Here is a 16,855-nt window from a genome sequence, read left to right on the forward strand (position 1 = left end):
TCCGCGGCCCTGCCCGGTGGAGTCATCACTCGATCCTCCCGCACATGTTTCCCGGGCTGCTGCGGCAGGGGCCGACGGTTCGTGAGCGGTCGTCACGGGGGAGGCCACTCCGGGGCAGGCGCCCTTCCGCGCAACCGCCGTCACGCGCGCGGGCGCCCTGCTGCAAGACATTCGGCTGGCACTGATCAGCTGAGCTGCCAGATGCATACCCCGCCCAGGACGAGGAGCAGGCAGATGGCCAAGTTGGTGCGCCAGTACGTCAGGAAGATGGCGACGAACTCGCGGATCATCGCGCTGGGCCAGAAGTATGCGGCTGTGGGTGACCCGACGACGTGGCCTCTGACCCCCGTCCGGCGGGCGGTCACCGCGGCGCGGAAGACGTGGTAGTTGTTCGTGACCACGACACACCGGTAGTCGGGATTGGCCTTCTCCATGATCGATTTGCTGTACCGCAGATTCTCCTCGGTCGTCGTCGAGCGGTCCTCGCGTTCGATCAGGGCGGCCGGGAATCCGCGCTCGATCAGGTACTCGGCCATCGCGTGTGACTCCGGCAGGGTTTCGTCGGGCCCCTGACCGCCGGAGGCGAGGAGTACGGGCTGCCTGCCGTGAGCCGTCAGCCTCGTGTGCAAGGCCCGGGCCCGCTCAAGTCGGCCGGCCAGCAGCGGCGACACCGTGGCGCCGTTGATGAGACCGGCACCGAGCACCACCACGTAGTCGGCCTTGCGGTGGATGTGGAGGCGGCCGTAGAGAAACGCGTAGACGACGAAGCAGAGAAACAGGAAGGCGATGTAGCCGGCCAGGGCGAGCACGGTGCCCGTCGCCACCACCAGGGTGTCGTTCTTCAGGATCAGCGCGGTGATCATCAGCGCGAGAAGGAGCACCAGAGCAAGCCCTGTCAGCAGGGACAGGAGGTTGGCGGGGCTTCTGCCCTCCTTGCGCACCATCGTCACGCCATTGGAGATCAGGAACCAGGACAGGATGACGATGCCCACCGCGACGAGGACGAGGAGCGCGATGCCGATCTCCCTCCCCGTGGCCGGTTGCGAGCGGGCGAGTTCGGTGAGCCAGGCGGCCGCTGCGAAGGTGAGTGACAGCCCCAGAAGGACGGCGTTGCTGAAACGCCGACGCTCGCGGAGCGTGCCGACACAGAAGGCGACGAAGATCAGGACCGCCGGGGCGTAGGCCAACATGCGCACATGCTAAGCGGAGGGCGCCGGCACGTCTGAGGAGGCCGGATCATCGACTCGGAGCGGCCGGGAGGTCCGGAGCGGAAGCCACGTCGGGGAGGGCAGGCTGTCACCTCGGCGAGAGCGGGTAGGGGAGGCGTGAGGCTGACGAGCGAAGGCGAGCGGCTGCCGGCCTCGGGCCCGTGGAAGACGTACGCAGCCACCGCAGCGGGTGTGACGGTGGCGGCGGCCTTCGGGAGCTGGGTTGTCGCGCCGGACACGCCCTGATACCGCTCGTTGCCCAAGCCGCACTGGCAACCGCCGGCCCGGTCTTCCGGAGCCGCCTGGACCCGCTCTGCGCGAGCGTCGTACGGGCCCGGTGGGCGAGCCCTCCCGGCGCCCCGTACGCAGGAGCGCGGGGTTGCCCTGACCGCGAGTCACTGCGCGAACCTTGCTGTGAAAACGGCTTGGAACTGGGCGTTCTTCCGGATGCGCAGCACGAAGGCCGGTCTGGTGGGGACCGCACTGCTCGGCGTGAGCGACGCGGAGTTCATCGCCCGCGCGGTTAAGGCTGCCGAAGGGCTGCTCCCGCACTGGTCCCGTAGGCGGCTTGGTGCGGGTTCGCCGCCTTCCTGAACGCAGACCTCGCGCGCCGGAACATGCGCAGATCAGACGGCGGTCGGCGCGCGTCGTCCGCTCCGTGCCGCGCGTTCCCGGCCGCCGGCACCCGACGAGGGGCGGCCGAGCAGCCCGGGTGCGCCCGGGTTTCGGGAGCAGGTTTCCGGGAGCGGTGAGTGACGTGCTGTCGGTGCTCGCGGGATGCGGCGGGGGGACTGCGGGCGATCCGCGCGAGTCATTGACATGTCCAGGGCGAATTGAAATTCTGTGAGGACGCTCTTCCATCGATGTAAACGCTGCCGCCGACTTGAGCGTCGCATCGGAGGCCGACCTTGGAACGGGACCATGAAACTCACTCGCTGTCTTTCCCGCGCCGCCGTCCTTGCGTTGTCCGGCGTGCTCGCTGTCATCATGTCCCTGTCGTCCGCAGCGCCAGCCGGGGCGGAACAGACCATCAGGGCCGCGGACCCGAGTGTGATCCGGGTCGGCAGCACTTACATATCGGTGCAGTCGGCCGCTGGGGGCATCGCCGTTCGGCAGGCGTCCTCGACGGCCGCGCTGGCAGCGGCGCCTGCCCGGCAGGTGTGGTCGGACACGGCCGGTCACGGCGAGGTCTGGGCTCCGGAGATCGTCATGGACGGCGGCCGCTACTACATCTACTTCTCGGCCGGCCGCGGGGCGGCCCACCGGATGTACGTCATCAGCTCGGCGAGCCCGGACAGCGGCTACACCGGAGAGAGCCGGCTGGCCCTGCCGGACGGCAAGTGGGCGATCGACGGGACCCTGTTCACCTTCGGTGGGCAGCGCTGGTTCGTCTGGTCCGGCTGGGCCGGTGACACCAATGTCGAGCAGAACCTCTACATCGCGCGTATGAGCAGTCCCACCACACCGACCGGCGCACGCCACGTCATCTCGCAGCCGCGGGAGAGCTGGGAACGGGTGGTAGGCAACCCGTTCATCAATGAGGGCCCCGAGGCCATCAAGGACCCGAATGGGCAGTTGCACATCGTGTACTCCGCCAACGGCAGTTGGAGCGACCAGTACTGCCTGGCCGACCTGCGCCTGCGGCCCGGAGGCGACCCGACATACGTCTGGGACTGGTACAAGTCCAACGGCTGTCTGTTCGGCTCCAACCGGGCGACGATGATGTCCGGCTGGGACCCGACGCTGTACGTCAACGGTCCCGGCCATCACAGCTTCGTCCTGCTCAACGGCGACATCGGCACCAGCCCGCCCGCCGGCCCCCGATTCCCCTCGATGTTCCACGCGGTGCCGAAGGGCACGCCGTACGCGTGGGAGAACCGGTACTGGTACACCGGCACGTTCGCCTGGTGGGGCAACGTCACCTACAGCCGCGCCAATGTCCCCGGCCCGGCCACCGACACGGGCTGGAGCCTCAAGTTCTTCGAGTAGAGCGGCTTGTCCACCCGCGCCACCCGGCGCACCGAGCCGGAGAAGACGTCGCGCGCGGCCGGGGACTGCGGGCTGCGGGGTGGCAGCCACGATTGTCGTACACGAGCACGGTGCGGGCCTGCCCTGGCTGTTGTGGGCGGAGGGGCCCCAAGTCCCGCCGTCAGCATGCCTGCCATCGGCGTCGACGGGCTATCAACTCTTCCGGTCCGCGGACTTGAGGCGAAGTGCCGAGATGAGGAAGAAGACGCCGCCAAGGAAGGCGTAACCGGCGAGATTCGTGAGCGTGGCTCCGTCCTTGCCGGCCTGGAGGAAGAAGCTCGCGCCGGCGAGGGTGGAAATGGCGCCGCTCACGATCATCGGCCACTGCCCGCCCATCCGGCGCCGGACCAGGCCCACGGCGAGCTGCGCGATGCCTGCCGTGACGGCCCAGATACCCCAGACCCGCAGGACGGCCGGGATTCCGGAGGTGAGGGCGACCGCCAGGGCGATGCCGGTGAGAACGCTGAGCCCGATGTTCACGGACAGTCTCCTGGCCGCGCCGTCGGCCGACCGGGCCGAGCGCAGGTCGGCCACCACGCAGGCCGCGTCGAAGAGGGGATAGACCACCAGCAGCGTCCCGCTGAGCGGGCCCAGCGCGTCGGCCTTCATGAACAGCAAGGCGGCCCAGACGGCGGCGAACGCGAAACGCAGGAGGTAGAGCTTGCGCAGAGCCACCGGGAGAGGGGCCGGTGCGGTGGGAGCGGGCCGGCTGGCGACAGTGTCCATGGTGCAACCGCCTTCAGTATGAGGGAGAACGTTCGGTCTCCCTTCATCATTGGTCGCTCCGGTCAACGTGTCAAGACCGAACGTTCTCCCTCCGTTGTAGGGTGGGAGTCATGAGCCGGAAGACAAAAGAGGTCAGCACGTCCGGGGCCCGAGCGCGGCTGCTCGGGACGGCGATCAGGGTTTTCTACGCGGAGGGGATCCACTCCGTCGGCGTTGACAGGATCATCGAGGAAGCGCAGGTGACCCGGGCCACCCTCTACCGTCACTTCTCCGGCAAGGAAGATCTCGTCCTCGCCTACCTCGAGCAGGCCGACCAGGGCATCAGAGCGCAGGTGTCGGCCGCTCAGGAGGGCGGTGGGACCCCGGGCGACAGGGTCCGTGCGGTCGGCCGCTCCATCGCCGAGGGGATCAGGTCGGAGGGCTTCCGCGGCTGCGCCTTCCTCAACGCCGCGGCCGAGTATCCCGATCCGGCTCACCCGATCCACCAGGCCGTTCTCGCGCACCGGCAGTGGTTCCTCGACACCGTCACGGGCCTGATGGCACAGGTCGGAGACGCGCCTGCCGAAGCGGCGGGGCGGCACTTCGTCATGCTCCGGGACGGGGCCATGGCTGCGGGATGTCTCTCCCATCCGGGATTGATCACCGAGACGTTCCTGGAGGGCATCGAAGGGATCTTGCGGTCACGTTCCACAGCCCGTTCGGCAGACTGAGTCCGACGGCCTTCCTGGCGAGGCGGCGGTTGCGAAGGGCGTGGGGCAGGCCCCGCGTTGACGCCTTGCGCCTGATGCGGTGCACATTCCGGCGTCGCCACAAGCGGGCCCGGAGCTCACCTCCGCCCTCACGTGTTCGATGGTGGCCTCGGCGGCTCACGCCCGCTCGAGCGGAGGCGAACCGTGCCGGCGGATGAGCCGGCGGCCGAGGCGCCCGTGCCCGCCACGCGAGCGGACTCGAACCCCGCTGGAGAAGGCCCTTGGAGGATCAGGCAGTCCGTCTGCCCTCGGCGCGCGGAACGAGGCGTTGGGAGACGGTGGCTCGCGCGATACCCGACCCGGCGGCGAGGGGCCGGGGCGGCTCGTCAGGTGTGGGTGACCTCGGTCATCTCGAAGTCCGCCTTTGCCGCTCCGCAGTCGGGGCAGGACCAGTCCTCGGGAATGTCCTCCCAGCGGGTTCCGGGAGCGATTCCCTCTTCCGGCCAGCCATCGGCCTCCGCGTAGATCCAGCCGCACACCAGGCACTGCCATGTCTTCATGAGGGCTCCACGTACTCGAAGTCGATCTTTTCCCGTACGCCGCAGTCGGGGCAGCACCAGTCGTCAGGTATCCGGCTCCAGGGGGTGCCTGCGGGGAAGCCCTCGCGAGGCGCCCCGGTCTGCTCCTCGTAGCGGTAGTCGCAGACCGGGCAGGCGTAGTGGTGTCCGGGACTCGTCGCGCTCATGCGGCGTGCCCGTAGCGGGAGAGGAGGGCCCGGCGTTTGGAGGGCTGGATGTTCGCGCGGGTGACGTCGCCTTCGTAGTGGGCGACGACCCGTGGGTCCATGACTCGGCGCCACAGCGGTGGGAAGTAGGCGAGGAGGATCATCCCGGCGTATCCGGCGGGAAGTTCGGGTGCCTCGTCGAAGTGCCGGAGGGCCTGATAGCGGCGGGTGGGGTTGGCGTGGTGGTCGCTGTGGCGCTGCAGGTGGTAGAGGAAGACGTTGGTTGTGACGTTGTCGCTGTTCCAGCTGTGCCGGGGGGCGCAGCGTTCGTAGCGGCCCGAGTCGGTGCGCCGGCGCAGCAGGCCGTAGTGCTCGGTGTAGTTGATGACTTCGAGCAGGCAGAAGCCGAAGACGGCCTGGAAGGAGAGGTAGGGCAGGATGCCGGGGCCGAAGGCAACCGTGAGCGCGGCGAAGAGGGCGAGTGACATCGCCCAGGCGTTGAGTACGTCGTTGCGAGGCGTCCAGGGGCCCTTGCCGAGACGCTTCAGACGGGTGCGCTCGAGGGTCCAGGCCGAGTGCAGACTTCCGGTGACGGTACGGGGCAGGAAGCTCCAGAAGCTCTCACCGAGGCGGGCGCTGGCGGGGTCCCCGGGGGTCGCCACGCGTACGTGGTGGCCGCGGTTGTGCTCGATGAAGAAGTGTCCGTACCAGGTCGGCGCCAGGGCGATCTTCGACAGCCAGCGCTCGACGGACTCCTTCTTGTGGCCGAGTTCGTGCGCGGTGTTGATGCCGATGCCCGCGACGCCGCCGAGCGTGAGAGAAAGGCCCGTACGGCCGGCCGTGGAGAGGCCGCCGTGAGTGATCAGCCAGCACCCGAAGACGAGCCCGGCGTACTGCACGGGCAGATAGAGGAAGATGCACCAGCGGTAGTAGCGGTCCTGCTCCAGCCACGACAGTGCGGTGTCCGGCGGGTTTGCGGTGTCCTTGCCGAAGAGTTGGTCGATGGCGGGGACGATTCCGTACAGCAGAACGAGTCCGGTCCACCAGAAGGCGCCGAGTCCGGTCGTCTCCACGAGTCCCCAGGAGATGAAGGGCAGCAGGGGTACGAGGAGTCCGATGAGCCACAGGTAGCGCTTCGGATCGTGCCAGGTCACGGCCGTGTGCGCGGTCTCGGATGATTCCGTCATGCACCGACTCCTCAACTCGTGTGACATATACGTGAGTTAACGTCGAGTAGTTAGACAGTTTCACTAAATAGTGTCAAGACTTTCGACAGGATGCGGCTTGCTGGATACAGTGAGTCAACCATGACAAGGTTCCGTGAAAGTGTTCGATCGCTGCTTCGTGACCAGGTGCTGGACGCGGCCTACGAGCTCGTCACCACCGAGGGCTGGGGCAAGTTGCGGATGGCCGCGATCGCACGGATCGCAGGTATCAGCCGGCAGACTCTCTACAACGAATTCGGTTCGAAGGACGTCATCGGCCAGGCACTCATCGCGCGTGAGGCCGACCACTTCCTCCTGGGTATTCAGCAGGAACTGGACGCGCACCGCGACGACTTGGAGGCGGCCGCTGCGGCAGGCGTCGGCTACACCCTGCGCCAGGCGTCCGACAACGCGCTCATCAAGTCGGTCCTCACCAGCGCACGAGGCGGCGAGGACGACCTGCTCGCCTACCTGACCACCCGGCCCGAACCCGTTTTCAATACCGCGGCGGCGATGCTCGATGCGTACGCGGCCGATGCCTGGCCCGAAGTCGACGCGGAGTCCCGCAGCCTCGCGGTGGAGACGATCGTGCGGCTGACGGTCAGCCACATCGTGCAACCCGGCGCCTCCCCGGAGGAGTCCGCCCGTCGCATCGCCCGGATCACCGTCCTCACGGCCCAGTACCCACGTCACTGACAATCGCCTGAAGGGCGGGGAGGCTGGGCCGCCCCCAGTATCTGTAACCGGGCCGGGGCGCGAACCGGCCTTGTCGACCGTGCGGGCCGCGTGGCACGTCGGCCGCGGCACGGTCACTTCCAAACGGCGGCCGTCTCGGTCGTGGTGTCCCCGGTGGGGATCGGTATCCGTCGGACCTGACGGACGCACAGCGGGCTCTGGCGGAGCCACTCCTGCCGGCCGCGGGGGTGGGGCCGAAGGGTGGGCGATCCGAGAAGCACCCACGGCGGCGGATCGTTGACGGTCACCAGCCGATGCCCCTGGCCGCCAAGTAGCTCAGCCGGCCGCTCCGGAGGCGGCGGGGATCGCCGCCGTCGGGCGGCGATCCCCGCCAGGTGCCGCACGATCCGGGCTGCGACGCTCTGCCGTTCTGTCGGGCAGGGTCGGGGTACCGTCGGAATCGAGAGACGATCACGTCAGAGGTGTGGCAGGCCGTTCGATGACGATCATGGCGGCGTCGTCGTTCAGGTGTCCGCCTACGTGATGCAGAAGGTCGCGCCGGAAGCGGTCGAGAAAGGCGTCGGGGTCGTTCTCGGTCCAGCCGGTGATCCGCTCGGCGAGAGGGTAGAAGGTGCCGGTGGAGTCGCGGGCCTCGGTGATGCCGTCCGTGTACAACAGCAGAAGGTCTCCCGGCTCGAACGGAAAGGTGTCGACGTGGTACTGCGGCTGTGTCAGTTCGCCCAGGCCCAATGGGGGTGCGGGGTGAAGGGCGTTCATCGTCGCCGGTCGGCCGTTGCGCAGGACGACCGGGGGTGGGTGTCCGCAGGCGACCATCTGGACCCGGCCTCCCCGGTCGGGGATGTCCAGGATGGTGGCGGTGATGAATCCTTCTCCGTGGTGGCTGGTCTCGCTCGGCCCCATGGGGTCGGTGTACATGCCTCGGTCGAGGTAGGCCACCAGCTCGCTCAGGCTCGACCGGCGGTGGGCCACGGCGCGGAACGCTCCGAGCAGCATGGCGGCGTCGTTGACCGCGGTCATCCCCTTTCCTCGTACGTCGCCGACGATCAGCCGGGTGCCTGAGGTGGTGCGCGCCGCCGCGTACAGGTCCCCGCCGATCTGGGCCTCGGCCTCCGCGGCGAGGTAGAGGGTGGCGACGCGCAGTGGTCCGAGCCGACTGGGCAGCGGCGGCAGGACTACGCGCTGGGCAGCCTCGGACACGTGCCGTACTTGCGCCAGCTCCTTCGCGCGCCGCTCCCGCAGTACACAGAAGATCACGAGGCTGGTGCCGACCAGCACCAGGGCGATGATCTGTGCCTGGTGGTTGGCCGAGAGCACCGCGTCGTGATCGCGCAGGACCCCGATGACTGTCTGTGCGATCACGGCCAGCGCGGCGACCAGGCCCACTGTCCGGGGCCCGCCGAACGACGGGGTGATGGCGGGTGCCGCGACGAGCAGCGGCCCCAGGTGGATGTCGGGTGGTGCGAGAACATCGGTCAAGGACACGGCGACGATCCACGCGATCGGGATGGCCACCCATGCTCTCCCTGCTCGCACCGGCAGGCGAAGTCCTGCGAGACGCTGCGACATGTCTCCTCTCTACACCTCCCGTGCCCGGCTCGCATCGGGGAGAGGACGGGGCTGCTCGGGCCGCACGGCCAGTGCGGCCCGGTCGACGATCCACGGGTGCGCAGTGTGCATGACACCCGGTCCGTGCGTGACCCTCGAACGCCTGCGCCTGCCGGTTTTGGTCAGCCCGGGCCGAAGGAGAGCCAGGTCCCCATAAGCCCCTGCTGCCCCGCCCCGGGGACGGACCAGTCGCAGACGCCGTACGGGAAGATCACCTTCAGCGCGCTCAACTGCGCTTCGGTCACCGGCACTTTGTAGTCCTCAGGGGTCACGGGCCGCTTGCGGCACTTCACGATGTCGTTGGCCACATCGGCCCCGGCGACCATACGGGGCGAGGTCCACACCGGGTAGAGCGTGTTGCACGCCGTATTGCCGATGCCCTCGACCTGCGGCTCCTCGATCTTCTGCGCGCCGATGCCACGCGTCCAGCAGGCGTCCGTGAGTCCCGCCGGCCGATTCCGGGCGATCTTGTCGATGGGGGCGCCGGCCCCCGCGTCGCCCTTGATGGAGGTCAGCCACCGGTCCATGTCGGACACCATCCCGGCGAGCGTGAACCCGTGGCCGCCGGCGCGGGTCAGCATGACCTGGTTGGCGTGGGTGCCGTTGGCCTTGTCCAGTCGCGCCCGGGTGGAGAACGAGTGGAAACGCATGTGCATGTCACCGGTCGCCGCGTCGTCCACGTAGTCGCGGTAGTCGATGATCGGTACGTTCGCGAGTCCGCCACCGCCGTTGAGCAGACGGCCCGTGCGATAGGCGAGCCGCGTCGCCGCGAGATCGGCGGCGGTGCGCGAAGCGACGGGCCGGGCGTCGGCGTCGAGTCCGCCGATACGCCTGTTCAGGTCGATGAACCGGTCCATGTCGATGGTTCCGTCGTTCAGGGCGTGGAGTCCGTACTGGATTCCCGTGTTGTCCAGGGGCCTGCGCGCCTTTCCGGTCTCCGGGTCCTTGCCGTACACGTTCACGGTGTGGCTGTAGACGTCACAGCGTGCACCGCCCGGGTTGGTCGCGGGGTCGTAACGCCGGGCCGCGGGCAGCTGGGCCGGGCAGTACACCGTCGGGTCGATCCGTCCGGCCGCCCTGGCCAGGCTGCCGATGCTCTCCCACTTCCCGAACCCGGACACCGCCCGCTGCTGCTCCTGGGTGAACGCGTCGGGCGCGACCTGAGTGAAGTAGTGGTTCAGGAGCTGTGCGTCGCTGAGGGTCTGGATCGTCCCGAAGCCCACGTCGGGGAAGCTGCAGCCGGAGAGGATGCCGTCGAGCAGCCCCGGGTAGTTGTCGGCGATCTGATGGGTCTGGTACGAGCCGCCGGAGCAGCCGTTGCCGATGGTGAAGGCCGGTTCGCCGTACGTCTCCACGAAGTGTTCCTTGACCATGCTCATGGTCTCGGCTGCCAGGACGTCGTTGCAGTTGTTGCCGAAGACGTTGAGCGAGGACGAGGCGACGCCGTACCCCTTGCTCAGATACGCGTCGTTCATGATGCCGACGGTGTTGCGGCCCTGGACGTACCAGCCGCCCGAACAGCCCCCGCCGAAGCCGTACACCAGTCGCCCGTTCCAGCCCGGACCGCGAAGCAGCGGGTCGGGGCCGGGGGACTGCGGATCGTGCAGCACGGCCGTCTCGTAGATGGCCCGGTTGATGGTGCCGGTCTCGACGCGGACGATGTACGGGACCTTCTCGCCGGCACTCGTCGTGGCGCTCGCGAGGTCGGCGGGGCGTACGGCCGGGTCGGGCAGGGGGACGAATGTGCCGGCCGTGGTGCGGTACATGTAGTCGACGCGGGTCTTGATCGAGCAGTCCTGATCGAGCGGCGGCCCGAGGGTGACGCCGGTGATCGTCTTGAACTCGGCGGTGTCACAGACGAACGGCTGCTCGTGGGGCCCGGAGAAGACCGGGCCGGTGACCGGGTGGTTCTTCAGGGTCAGTTGCCCTGATTCCGCTCCCGGGGCGCTCGCCGTGAGGAGGTTGTCCCCCTGGGACAGGCCCTTGACCAGGCCGGTCAGCGTGTTGTCGCCGGAGGGCCGGAAGGCCGAGGTCACATCCCGGCCGCCCACCTCGACCCGTATCGTGCCGGCCGGTGTCGACGCGGGCACCCCGACGCGTATCAGGGCGTCGTCGCCCGACACCGTGGCGGGCCGTGACGACAGGGCCGTCACCTGGAGCTGCCCGCCTTCCAGACTGCTGGCCGGCGTCGCTGTCGCGCCGAGCAGTACGCCCATGACCGCCAGACCGGTAAGGCCCAGCCGGGCCGGTCTCCTCGTGGCTGCGGTGAACGACATGACGGAATTCGCCTCACTTCCTGGAGTGGGATTGCGTACCCGATGTCCGGACACGGCCGGTCACCAGTTGGTGAACGACCCGTCCGCCGCCCGAAGATGAGGCCGCTCGGCTGCGGCGGCCTGGTAGCGGCGTGCGGCCTCCCGGTCGATGTCGACGCCGATACCCGGGAGTTCGTTCATCTCCACCCGCCCCGGAACGATCGTCGGCCGAGCGGTGAACAGCGCGGCGATCTCCGGATCCGGATCGGTCTGATGCTCCTGGACCGCCACATTCGGGCACGCCAGATTGAGCTGGAGCGACGAGGCGGCGGTCACCGGCCCGAGCGGGTTGTGGGTGGCCAGTTTGATGTGATGGGTCTCCGCCATCGCCGCGATCTTCTTCGCCTCGGTCAGGCCCGCGGCCACCCCGATGTCCACGCGCGCGTAGTCGATCAGATCGTCCTCGATCAAGGTCCTGAACTCCCATTTGGAGCCGTACTGTTCGCCTGCCGCGAGCGGAACGCCGGTACGCGCCCGCAGCATCCGGTAGCTGTCCGGGTTCTCGCAGCGCAACGGGTCCTCGACGAAGTACGGGCGTGCCGCCTCGATCTCCCGGCACAGCGTCAGCGCCTCCGGCGGATCCAGGCGTGTGTGGACATCGAGGATCAGCTCCACCTCGTGGCCGACCGCGTCCCGAACCTGGTGGAAGAGCTCCACCGAGTCCCGCAGACAACGGCGCGCATCGAGGGTGTCGTCCGCGTCGTGCGGCGCGGCGAACCGCAGATGGCGCCAGCCCTCGGCGACCAATTCGCGGCAGCGGTCCAGGAACCACTCGCGGTCGTGGTAGCCGTCGCCGACATGCACATAGGCCGGTACGTGATCACGTACCCGGCCACCGAGGAGTTCGTGGACCGGTACGCCGAGCGCCTTGCCGCGGATGTCCCACAGGGCTACGTCGACCGCCGCGATGGCGGCACCGAGGAAGCGGTCGGCGGGAAAGAAGCCCCGCCGGAACATGACCTGCCACAGGTGCTCGATCCGCCGCGGATCCTCGCCGGTGATCAGCTCCGCGAGATGCTCCAGGCCCCCCGCGACCGCCCGCTGTCGCGATCTGATGCCGACCTCGCCCAGGCCGTGGATGCCCTCGTCGGTGTCGACCACCACCAGCATCATGCTGTCGCCGTGGTCGGGGAGAGTCAGCACTTCCAGGCCGGTGATCTTCATTCCGCTCCTCTATGAAAACGTTCCCGCAAAGTCAGCATCATTCTCGAGAACGCATCATTGGGGGCAGCCGAGCTCCAGCGCAAGACCCTTGCAGTGAGCGGCATTTAGTCGGTGAACAAGTCGTGCCGCACGTCTTGACACTTCCTGGGAACGTTCGCAAGCATCAACCGCGTTCGCAGGATCCAGACGACGAGGAGGCCGTCCGTGGCAGTCACGATCCGGGAGGTGGCGAGTGTCGCCGGTGTCTCCGTCTCGACGGTGTCCCGTGCGTTCACCGCGCCCGACCAGGTGCAGCCGGCGACCCGGCAGCGCATCCTCGACGCCGCGGCCGAACTGGGCTACTCCGCCAATCCGGCGGCGCGTTCGCTGCGCGGCGGCTCCACCGGAACCCTCGGCCTGATCGTCCCGGACATCGCCAACCCGTTCTTCCCGCCGATCATCAAGGCGATGCAGGCCCGCGCCCGGCGTCTGGGCTACACGGTCCTGGTCGCCGACAGCGACGAGCGCGAGGCGGACGAACTGGCCGTCATCGCGGCCGTGTCCAAGCGGGTCGACGGCCTGATCCTGTGGGCCTCCACCCTCACCGAGGGGCGCCTCCACGAACTCGCGGGCCGGATGCCGCTGGTGGTGGTGAACCGCCACGTCCCCGGCATCCCCGAGGTCCGCATCTCACTCTCCGCCGGGATCGCCCAGGCCGCGGAGCTTCTGAAGGCGTACGGTCACCGGCGCTGCGTCTTCGTCAACGCGTCCCGCGCCGAACTGAGCCGCGGCAAGTCCATCCAGGAGTCCTTCGAGGCGCTCGACCTCTCCCTGCACGAACTCGGTCCGTACGAGCCGAGGTTCGAGACGGGTGTACACGCCGCCACCCTGGTCGCCGCTCATGACGCCACCGCCGTGATCGCCCACAACGATCTGGTCGCCCTCGGCGTGCTGCACCAGATGGCCAACCTCGGGGTGAGCGTGCCCCGTGACGTGAGCGTCATCGGCATCGACGACACCCTGCTCGCCTCCGTCTCCACCCCCGGCCTCACCACGATCAGGATCGACCCCGAGGAGATCGCCACCCGTGCGGGAGACCTCCTGATCGAGATGATCGCCGGCTCGGCGGGACACACAAAGGGACTTGATGCCGCGGCCCCCCTCGTCGAGATCGGCTCCCGCCTGATCCCCCGGGCCTCGACGGGCCCCGCGCCCACCCACTGATCCATAGCGAAAAGCACCGCACCGAGCTCACCCCTGCCCTTCTTGGAGCCGTCATGCCCAGAAACTTCCGCTATGCAGCCATATGTGGCTCCATGGCCCTGACCGCGACCCTCGCGGGCTGTTCCTCCCTCACCCCGACCAACGCCGACACCTCCGGCGATCTCGTCCTGCGGGTGCAGGGGATGCCCCCGGCCACCGACAAGCCTGGCCTCGCCCTCTTCAAGAAGCAGGTCGCCGACTTCGAGAAGGCCCACCCCGGCATCAAGGTCAAGGGCTCCACCACGGTCTTCGACCCGCTGACCTTCTCCGCCAAGCTCTCCGGCGGCAACGTCGAGGACGTCATCAAGGTGCCGCTGACCGAGCCGCAGCGCCTCATCCGGCAGAAGCAGGTCCAGCCGATCACCGGGCAGCTCAAGGAGTGGCAGCACTTCAAGGAGTTCAACCCGCAGGTGCTCCAGCAGCTCACCGACGACGGTGGCGACGTCTACGGCGTACCGCAGAACCCGTACGCCCAGGGCCTGGTCTACAACCGTGAGCTGTTCGAGCAGGCCGGCCTCGACCCCGACAAGCCGCCGGCCACCTGGGAGGAGGTCCGCACCGCCGCCGAGCGGATCAGCGAGAGGACCGGCAAGGCGGGCTTCGTCCACGAGTCCAAGGACAACCAGGGCGGCTGGCAGCTCACCATGCTCTCGTACGCCTTCGGCGGCGAGCTGCAGAAGCAGGAGAACGGCAAGTACACCGCCACGCTCACCGGGGAGCCGACGAAGAAGGCGCTGCGGCTGCTGAAGGACATGCGCTGGAAGGACGACTCGCTCGGCAAGACGCTGCTGGTCAACCAGAACGATGTGATCAAGCAGTTCGCGGCCGGACAGGTCGGCATGTTCATGGGCAGCCCGGGGACGTACCGGCTGGCGAAGATGCAGTTCGGCATGGAGAACACCGACGCCTTCGGGGCCGCCCCGATGCCGCAGTCCGGTGGCGACGCGACCCTCACCGGGGGCGACATCTACATGGTCCCGAAGTCCGCCGACAAGAAGCACGCGGCAGCGGCCGTCGAGTGGCTGACCTTCGCCTACGCCAAGCCGCAGTACAGCACCGAGATCGCCGCCGCCCAGGCCAAGGCGCTCTCGGCCGACCCGAAGTCCGCGGTGGGCGTACCGACCCTGCCCGTCTTCGGCCAGAAGCGGCAGACCGAGATCGATGCCGCGATCAAGCCGTACGTGAACGTGAAGCTGGACCACTTCAAGCCGTACATCGGCGGGCTCGCGACGCTGGAGCTGAAGCCGGAGCCGCCCTACCAGGCGCAGAAGCTGTACACCGCGCTCGACCCGGTGATCCAGGCCGTGCTCACCAAGCGTGACGCCGACATCGGCTCCCTCCTCGCCTCGGCCGAGAAGGACGTCAATGCGCAGCTTGCCGCGGACCAGAAGTAGCCGGCCGATGACTCTGCTCACTCCCTCCCGGAGCTCCGCCGCAGTGTCCAAGGAGCCCGTTCCGCAGTCGCCGCCGATGCGGCGGAAGCGTGGCACCGGCGCCCGCAGACAGCTCACGGCCTGGCTGTTCCTCGTCCCCGCACTGTTCGTCTTCGGGCTCTTCGCCTGGTGGCCGATCGTGCGCAGCCTGCTCCTCAGCTTCCAGCGCACCAATCTCGTGGAACCGGCCGCCTGGGTGGGCCTGGACAACTTCCGTACGCTCTTCGACGATCCGCTGCTCGCCACCGCCGTGGGGAACACCCTCTTCTTCGTGGCACTCGGCCTGCTGATCGGCTTCCCGGCGCCACTGATCCTCGCCGCCATCATGTCGACCGTGCGACGTGGCGCCGGTGTCTACCGCTTTCTCGTCTACCTGCCGGTCGTCATCCCGCCGGTCGTGGCGATCCTGCTCTGGAAATGGTTCTACGACCCCGGCAGCGGCCTCTTCAACAACATCCTCGGCAAGATCGGCCTCGGCCCGTACCCCTGGCTTGAGTCCTCCGACAGCGCCATGCTGTCGCTCGTCCTGGAAGCCACCTGGGCCGGAATGGGCGGCGCCGTCCTCATCTACCTCGCCGCCATGGTCTCCATCCCCGGCGAACTCTACGAGGCCGCCGAGGTCGACGGCGCCGGCATCTGGCGCCGCATCTGGCACGTCATGCTTCCCCAACTCCGTTCCGTCATCGGTCTGTTGCTTCTCGTGCAACTGGTCAACACGGTCCAGGTCTTCACCGAGCCGTACGTCTTCACCGGCGGCGGCCCCGACAACTCCACCCTCACGATCCTGCTGTTGATCTTCCGTTACGCCTTCCAGGACGGTGAGTACGGCCAGGCCGCCGCCCTCTCCTTCCTGATGGTGCTCGCCCTCGCCCTGCTCTCCGCGGTGTATCTGCGGGCCACCCGCAGCTGGAGCACATCATGACCACAGTACTCACCACGTTCGTCTCGACGAACGACCGGCAACGGCCCGGCGTCCGCGCCGCCGTACGCTCCATCCAGGGATTCACCCTCATCCTGCTGCTGCTCATCGGCATCGGACCGCTGTACTGGATGCTCAAGGGCGCGGTCTCCCCGCCCACCGAGCTCACCACCCAGCCGCTCGCCCTCTGGCCGGACCGCCCGGCACTCGGCAACTTCGCCACCGCATACACCGACCTCAGCGTCGGCCGCTATCTGATGAACACCTTCCTGGTGGTCGGCGGATCATGGTTCGTGCAGCTCTTCGTCTCGGCCACGGCGGGCTTCGCGCTCTCCGTGCTCAGGCCGAAGTTCGGCAAGGCCGTCTACGGGGCGATCCTGGCCACCATGTTCGTGCCGTACACGGTGAACATGGTCAGCCTCTTCATGACCGTGATCGACGTGCCGCTCCTGCACCTCAACCTGGGTGACACGTACTGGGCGATCTGGCTGCCGGCCGGTACGAACGCCTTCACGGTGCTGCTCGCCAAGCAGTTCTTCGACGCTCTGCCCAGGGAACTGTTCGACGCGGCACGGGTCGATGGGGCGAGCACCTTGCAGCTGCTCACCAGGATCGTGCTGCCGATGAGCAAGCCGGTCCTCGCCGTGATCAGTCTGCTCGCGGTGATGCACTCCTGGAAGGACTTCATCTGGCCGCTGATCGCCATCACCGACCCCGAGAAGCAGCCGATCAGTGTCGCGCTGGCGCAGCTCGCCACGCAGGCCCCGCAGGACCAGCTGATCGCCGCGATGGTGCTGGCCGTGGCCCCGCCGGTCCTGGTCTTCGTCGTCTGCCAGAAGTACATCGTCGCCGGGCTCGGTTTCACCGGCGTCAAGGGCTGAGCCCCACCCACACCGGACCA

Annotated in this window: 17 protein-coding genes and 1 pseudogene; 10 read left to right on the plus strand and 8 right to left on the minus strand. The window is 68.2% G+C overall.

The window, feature by feature from the left end; translation table 11 throughout:
• Positions 1–185 precede the first annotated feature (185 nt).
• Entirely contained in the window at positions 186–1,190 is a 1,005-nt protein-coding gene (locus tag OG959_RS38315) for a YdcF family protein (protein ID WP_326666051.1), read from the minus strand.
• Positions 1,191–1,325: 135 nt separating this feature from the next.
• Here OG959_RS38315 and OG959_RS38320 point away from each other — a divergent pair, with 135 nt between their 5' ends.
• The 3 genes from OG959_RS38320 to OG959_RS38330 all read left to right on the plus strand — a co-directional run bounded on the left by OG959_RS38320 (position 1,326) and on the right by OG959_RS38330 (position 3,197).
• A complete protein-coding gene (locus OG959_RS38320) occupies positions 1,326–1,454 on the plus strand; it encodes a hypothetical protein (protein WP_326666053.1) in 129 nt (42 codons plus the stop codon).
• 9 nt (positions 1,455–1,463) lie between these two features.
• Positions 1,464–1,802 (plus strand): tryptophan-rich sensory protein, encoded by a 339-nt coding sequence (locus OG959_RS38325; protein WP_326666055.1) that lies wholly within the window; start codon positions 1,464–1,466, stop codon positions 1,800–1,802.
• 327 nt (positions 1,803–2,129) lie between these two features.
• Positions 2,130–3,197, plus strand: coding sequence for a glycoside hydrolase family 43 protein (locus OG959_RS38330; RefSeq protein ID WP_326666057.1), 1,068 nt, complete (start codon positions 2,130–2,132; stop codon positions 3,195–3,197).
• A gap of 192 nt (positions 3,198–3,389) precedes the next feature.
• On the opposite strand, the gene OG959_RS38335 is transcribed toward OG959_RS38330, so the two are convergent.
• The gene (locus OG959_RS38335; protein ID WP_326666058.1) at positions 3,390–3,962 is read right to left on the minus strand and encodes a hypothetical protein; all 573 of its coding nucleotides are present in this window, start codon (positions 3,960–3,962) and stop codon (positions 3,390–3,392) included.
• A 110-nt stretch (positions 3,963–4,072) separates the two neighbouring features.
• Between OG959_RS38335 and OG959_RS38340 the strand changes: the two genes are divergently transcribed.
• Entirely contained in the window at positions 4,073–4,672 is a 600-nt protein-coding gene (locus OG959_RS38340; protein WP_326666060.1) for a TetR/AcrR family transcriptional regulator, read from the plus strand.
• 365 nt (positions 4,673–5,037) lie between these two features.
• On the opposite strand, the gene OG959_RS38345 is transcribed toward OG959_RS38340, so the two are convergent.
• Genes OG959_RS38345 through OG959_RS38355 form a run of 3 tightly spaced genes read right to left on the minus strand, consistent with a single transcriptional unit; the run spans position 5,038 to position 6,562 of the window.
• On the minus strand, positions 5,038–5,211 hold the full coding sequence (locus OG959_RS38345; protein ID WP_326666062.1) for a rubredoxin: 174 nt from the start codon (positions 5,209–5,211) through the stop codon (positions 5,038–5,040).
• Positions 5,208–5,396, minus strand: coding sequence for a rubredoxin (locus OG959_RS38350; RefSeq protein WP_326666063.1), 189 nt, complete (start codon positions 5,394–5,396; stop codon positions 5,208–5,210). The genes OG959_RS38345 and OG959_RS38350 overlap by 4 nt, the downstream gene beginning before the upstream one ends.
• Positions 5,393–6,562 (minus strand): alkane 1-monooxygenase, encoded by a 1,170-nt coding sequence (locus tag OG959_RS38355; protein WP_326666065.1) that lies wholly within the window; start codon positions 6,560–6,562, stop codon positions 5,393–5,395. Before OG959_RS38355 ends, OG959_RS38350 begins: the two co-directional genes overlap by 4 nt.
• Before the next feature lie 120 nt (positions 6,563–6,682).
• Here OG959_RS38355 and OG959_RS38360 point away from each other — a divergent pair, with 120 nt between their 5' ends.
• Together OG959_RS38360 and OG959_RS38365 are read left to right on the plus strand one after the other, a co-directional pair.
• Complete coding sequence (locus tag OG959_RS38360) at positions 6,683–7,276, plus strand: TetR family transcriptional regulator (protein ID WP_326666068.1); 594 nt, start codon at positions 6,683–6,685, stop codon at positions 7,274–7,276.
• Positions 7,277–7,434: 158 nt separating this feature from the next.
• Positions 7,435–7,557 (plus strand): annotated as a pseudogene (locus tag OG959_RS38365) (transposase); the annotation flags it as partial.
• A gap of 169 nt (positions 7,558–7,726) precedes the next feature.
• Here the strand turns inward: OG959_RS38365 and OG959_RS38370 are convergent.
• From OG959_RS38370 to OG959_RS38380, 3 genes are all read right to left on the minus strand, one after another.
• Positions 7,727–8,842 (minus strand): PP2C family protein-serine/threonine phosphatase, encoded by a 1,116-nt coding sequence (locus tag OG959_RS38370; RefSeq protein WP_326666070.1) that lies wholly within the window; start codon positions 8,840–8,842, stop codon positions 7,727–7,729.
• 161 nt (positions 8,843–9,003) lie between these two features.
• On the minus strand, positions 9,004–11,157 hold the full coding sequence (locus OG959_RS38375) for a DUF6351 family protein (protein WP_326666072.1): 2,154 nt from the start codon (positions 11,155–11,157) through the stop codon (positions 9,004–9,006).
• Positions 11,158–11,217: 60 nt separating this feature from the next.
• Entirely contained in the window at positions 11,218–12,360 is a 1,143-nt protein-coding gene (locus tag OG959_RS38380) for a mandelate racemase/muconate lactonizing enzyme family protein (RefSeq protein ID WP_326666074.1), read from the minus strand.
• 204 nt (positions 12,361–12,564) lie between these two features.
• Here OG959_RS38380 and OG959_RS38385 point away from each other — a divergent pair, with 204 nt between their 5' ends.
• From OG959_RS38385 to OG959_RS38400, 4 genes are all read left to right on the plus strand, one after another.
• Positions 12,565–13,563 carry a LacI family DNA-binding transcriptional regulator gene (locus tag OG959_RS38385; protein ID WP_326666076.1) on the plus strand — a complete coding sequence of 333 codons (999 nt, stop codon included), beginning with the start codon at positions 12,565–12,567 and terminating at the stop codon, positions 13,561–13,563.
• 92 nt (positions 13,564–13,655) lie between these two features.
• Positions 13,656–14,996, plus strand: coding sequence for an ABC transporter substrate-binding protein (locus OG959_RS38390; RefSeq protein ID WP_326666078.1), 1,341 nt, complete (start codon positions 13,656–13,658; stop codon positions 14,994–14,996).
• Positions 14,997–15,003: 7 nt separating this feature from the next.
• The gene (locus tag OG959_RS38395; protein ID WP_326666079.1) at positions 15,004–15,957 is read left to right on the plus strand and encodes a carbohydrate ABC transporter permease; all 954 of its coding nucleotides are present in this window, start codon (positions 15,004–15,006) and stop codon (positions 15,955–15,957) included.
• Positions 15,954–16,835: a carbohydrate ABC transporter permease gene (locus OG959_RS38400; RefSeq protein WP_326666080.1), complete on the plus strand. Its 882-nt coding sequence runs from the start codon at positions 15,954–15,956 to the stop codon at positions 16,833–16,835. The genes OG959_RS38395 and OG959_RS38400 overlap by 4 nt, the downstream gene beginning before the upstream one ends.
• The last annotated feature ends 20 nt before the right edge of the window (positions 16,836–16,855 follow it).

The organism is Streptomyces sp. NBC_00385 (genome assembly GCF_035917155.1).
Taxonomy (GTDB): domain Bacteria; phylum Actinomycetota; class Actinomycetes; order Streptomycetales; family Streptomycetaceae; genus Streptomyces; species Streptomyces poriferorum.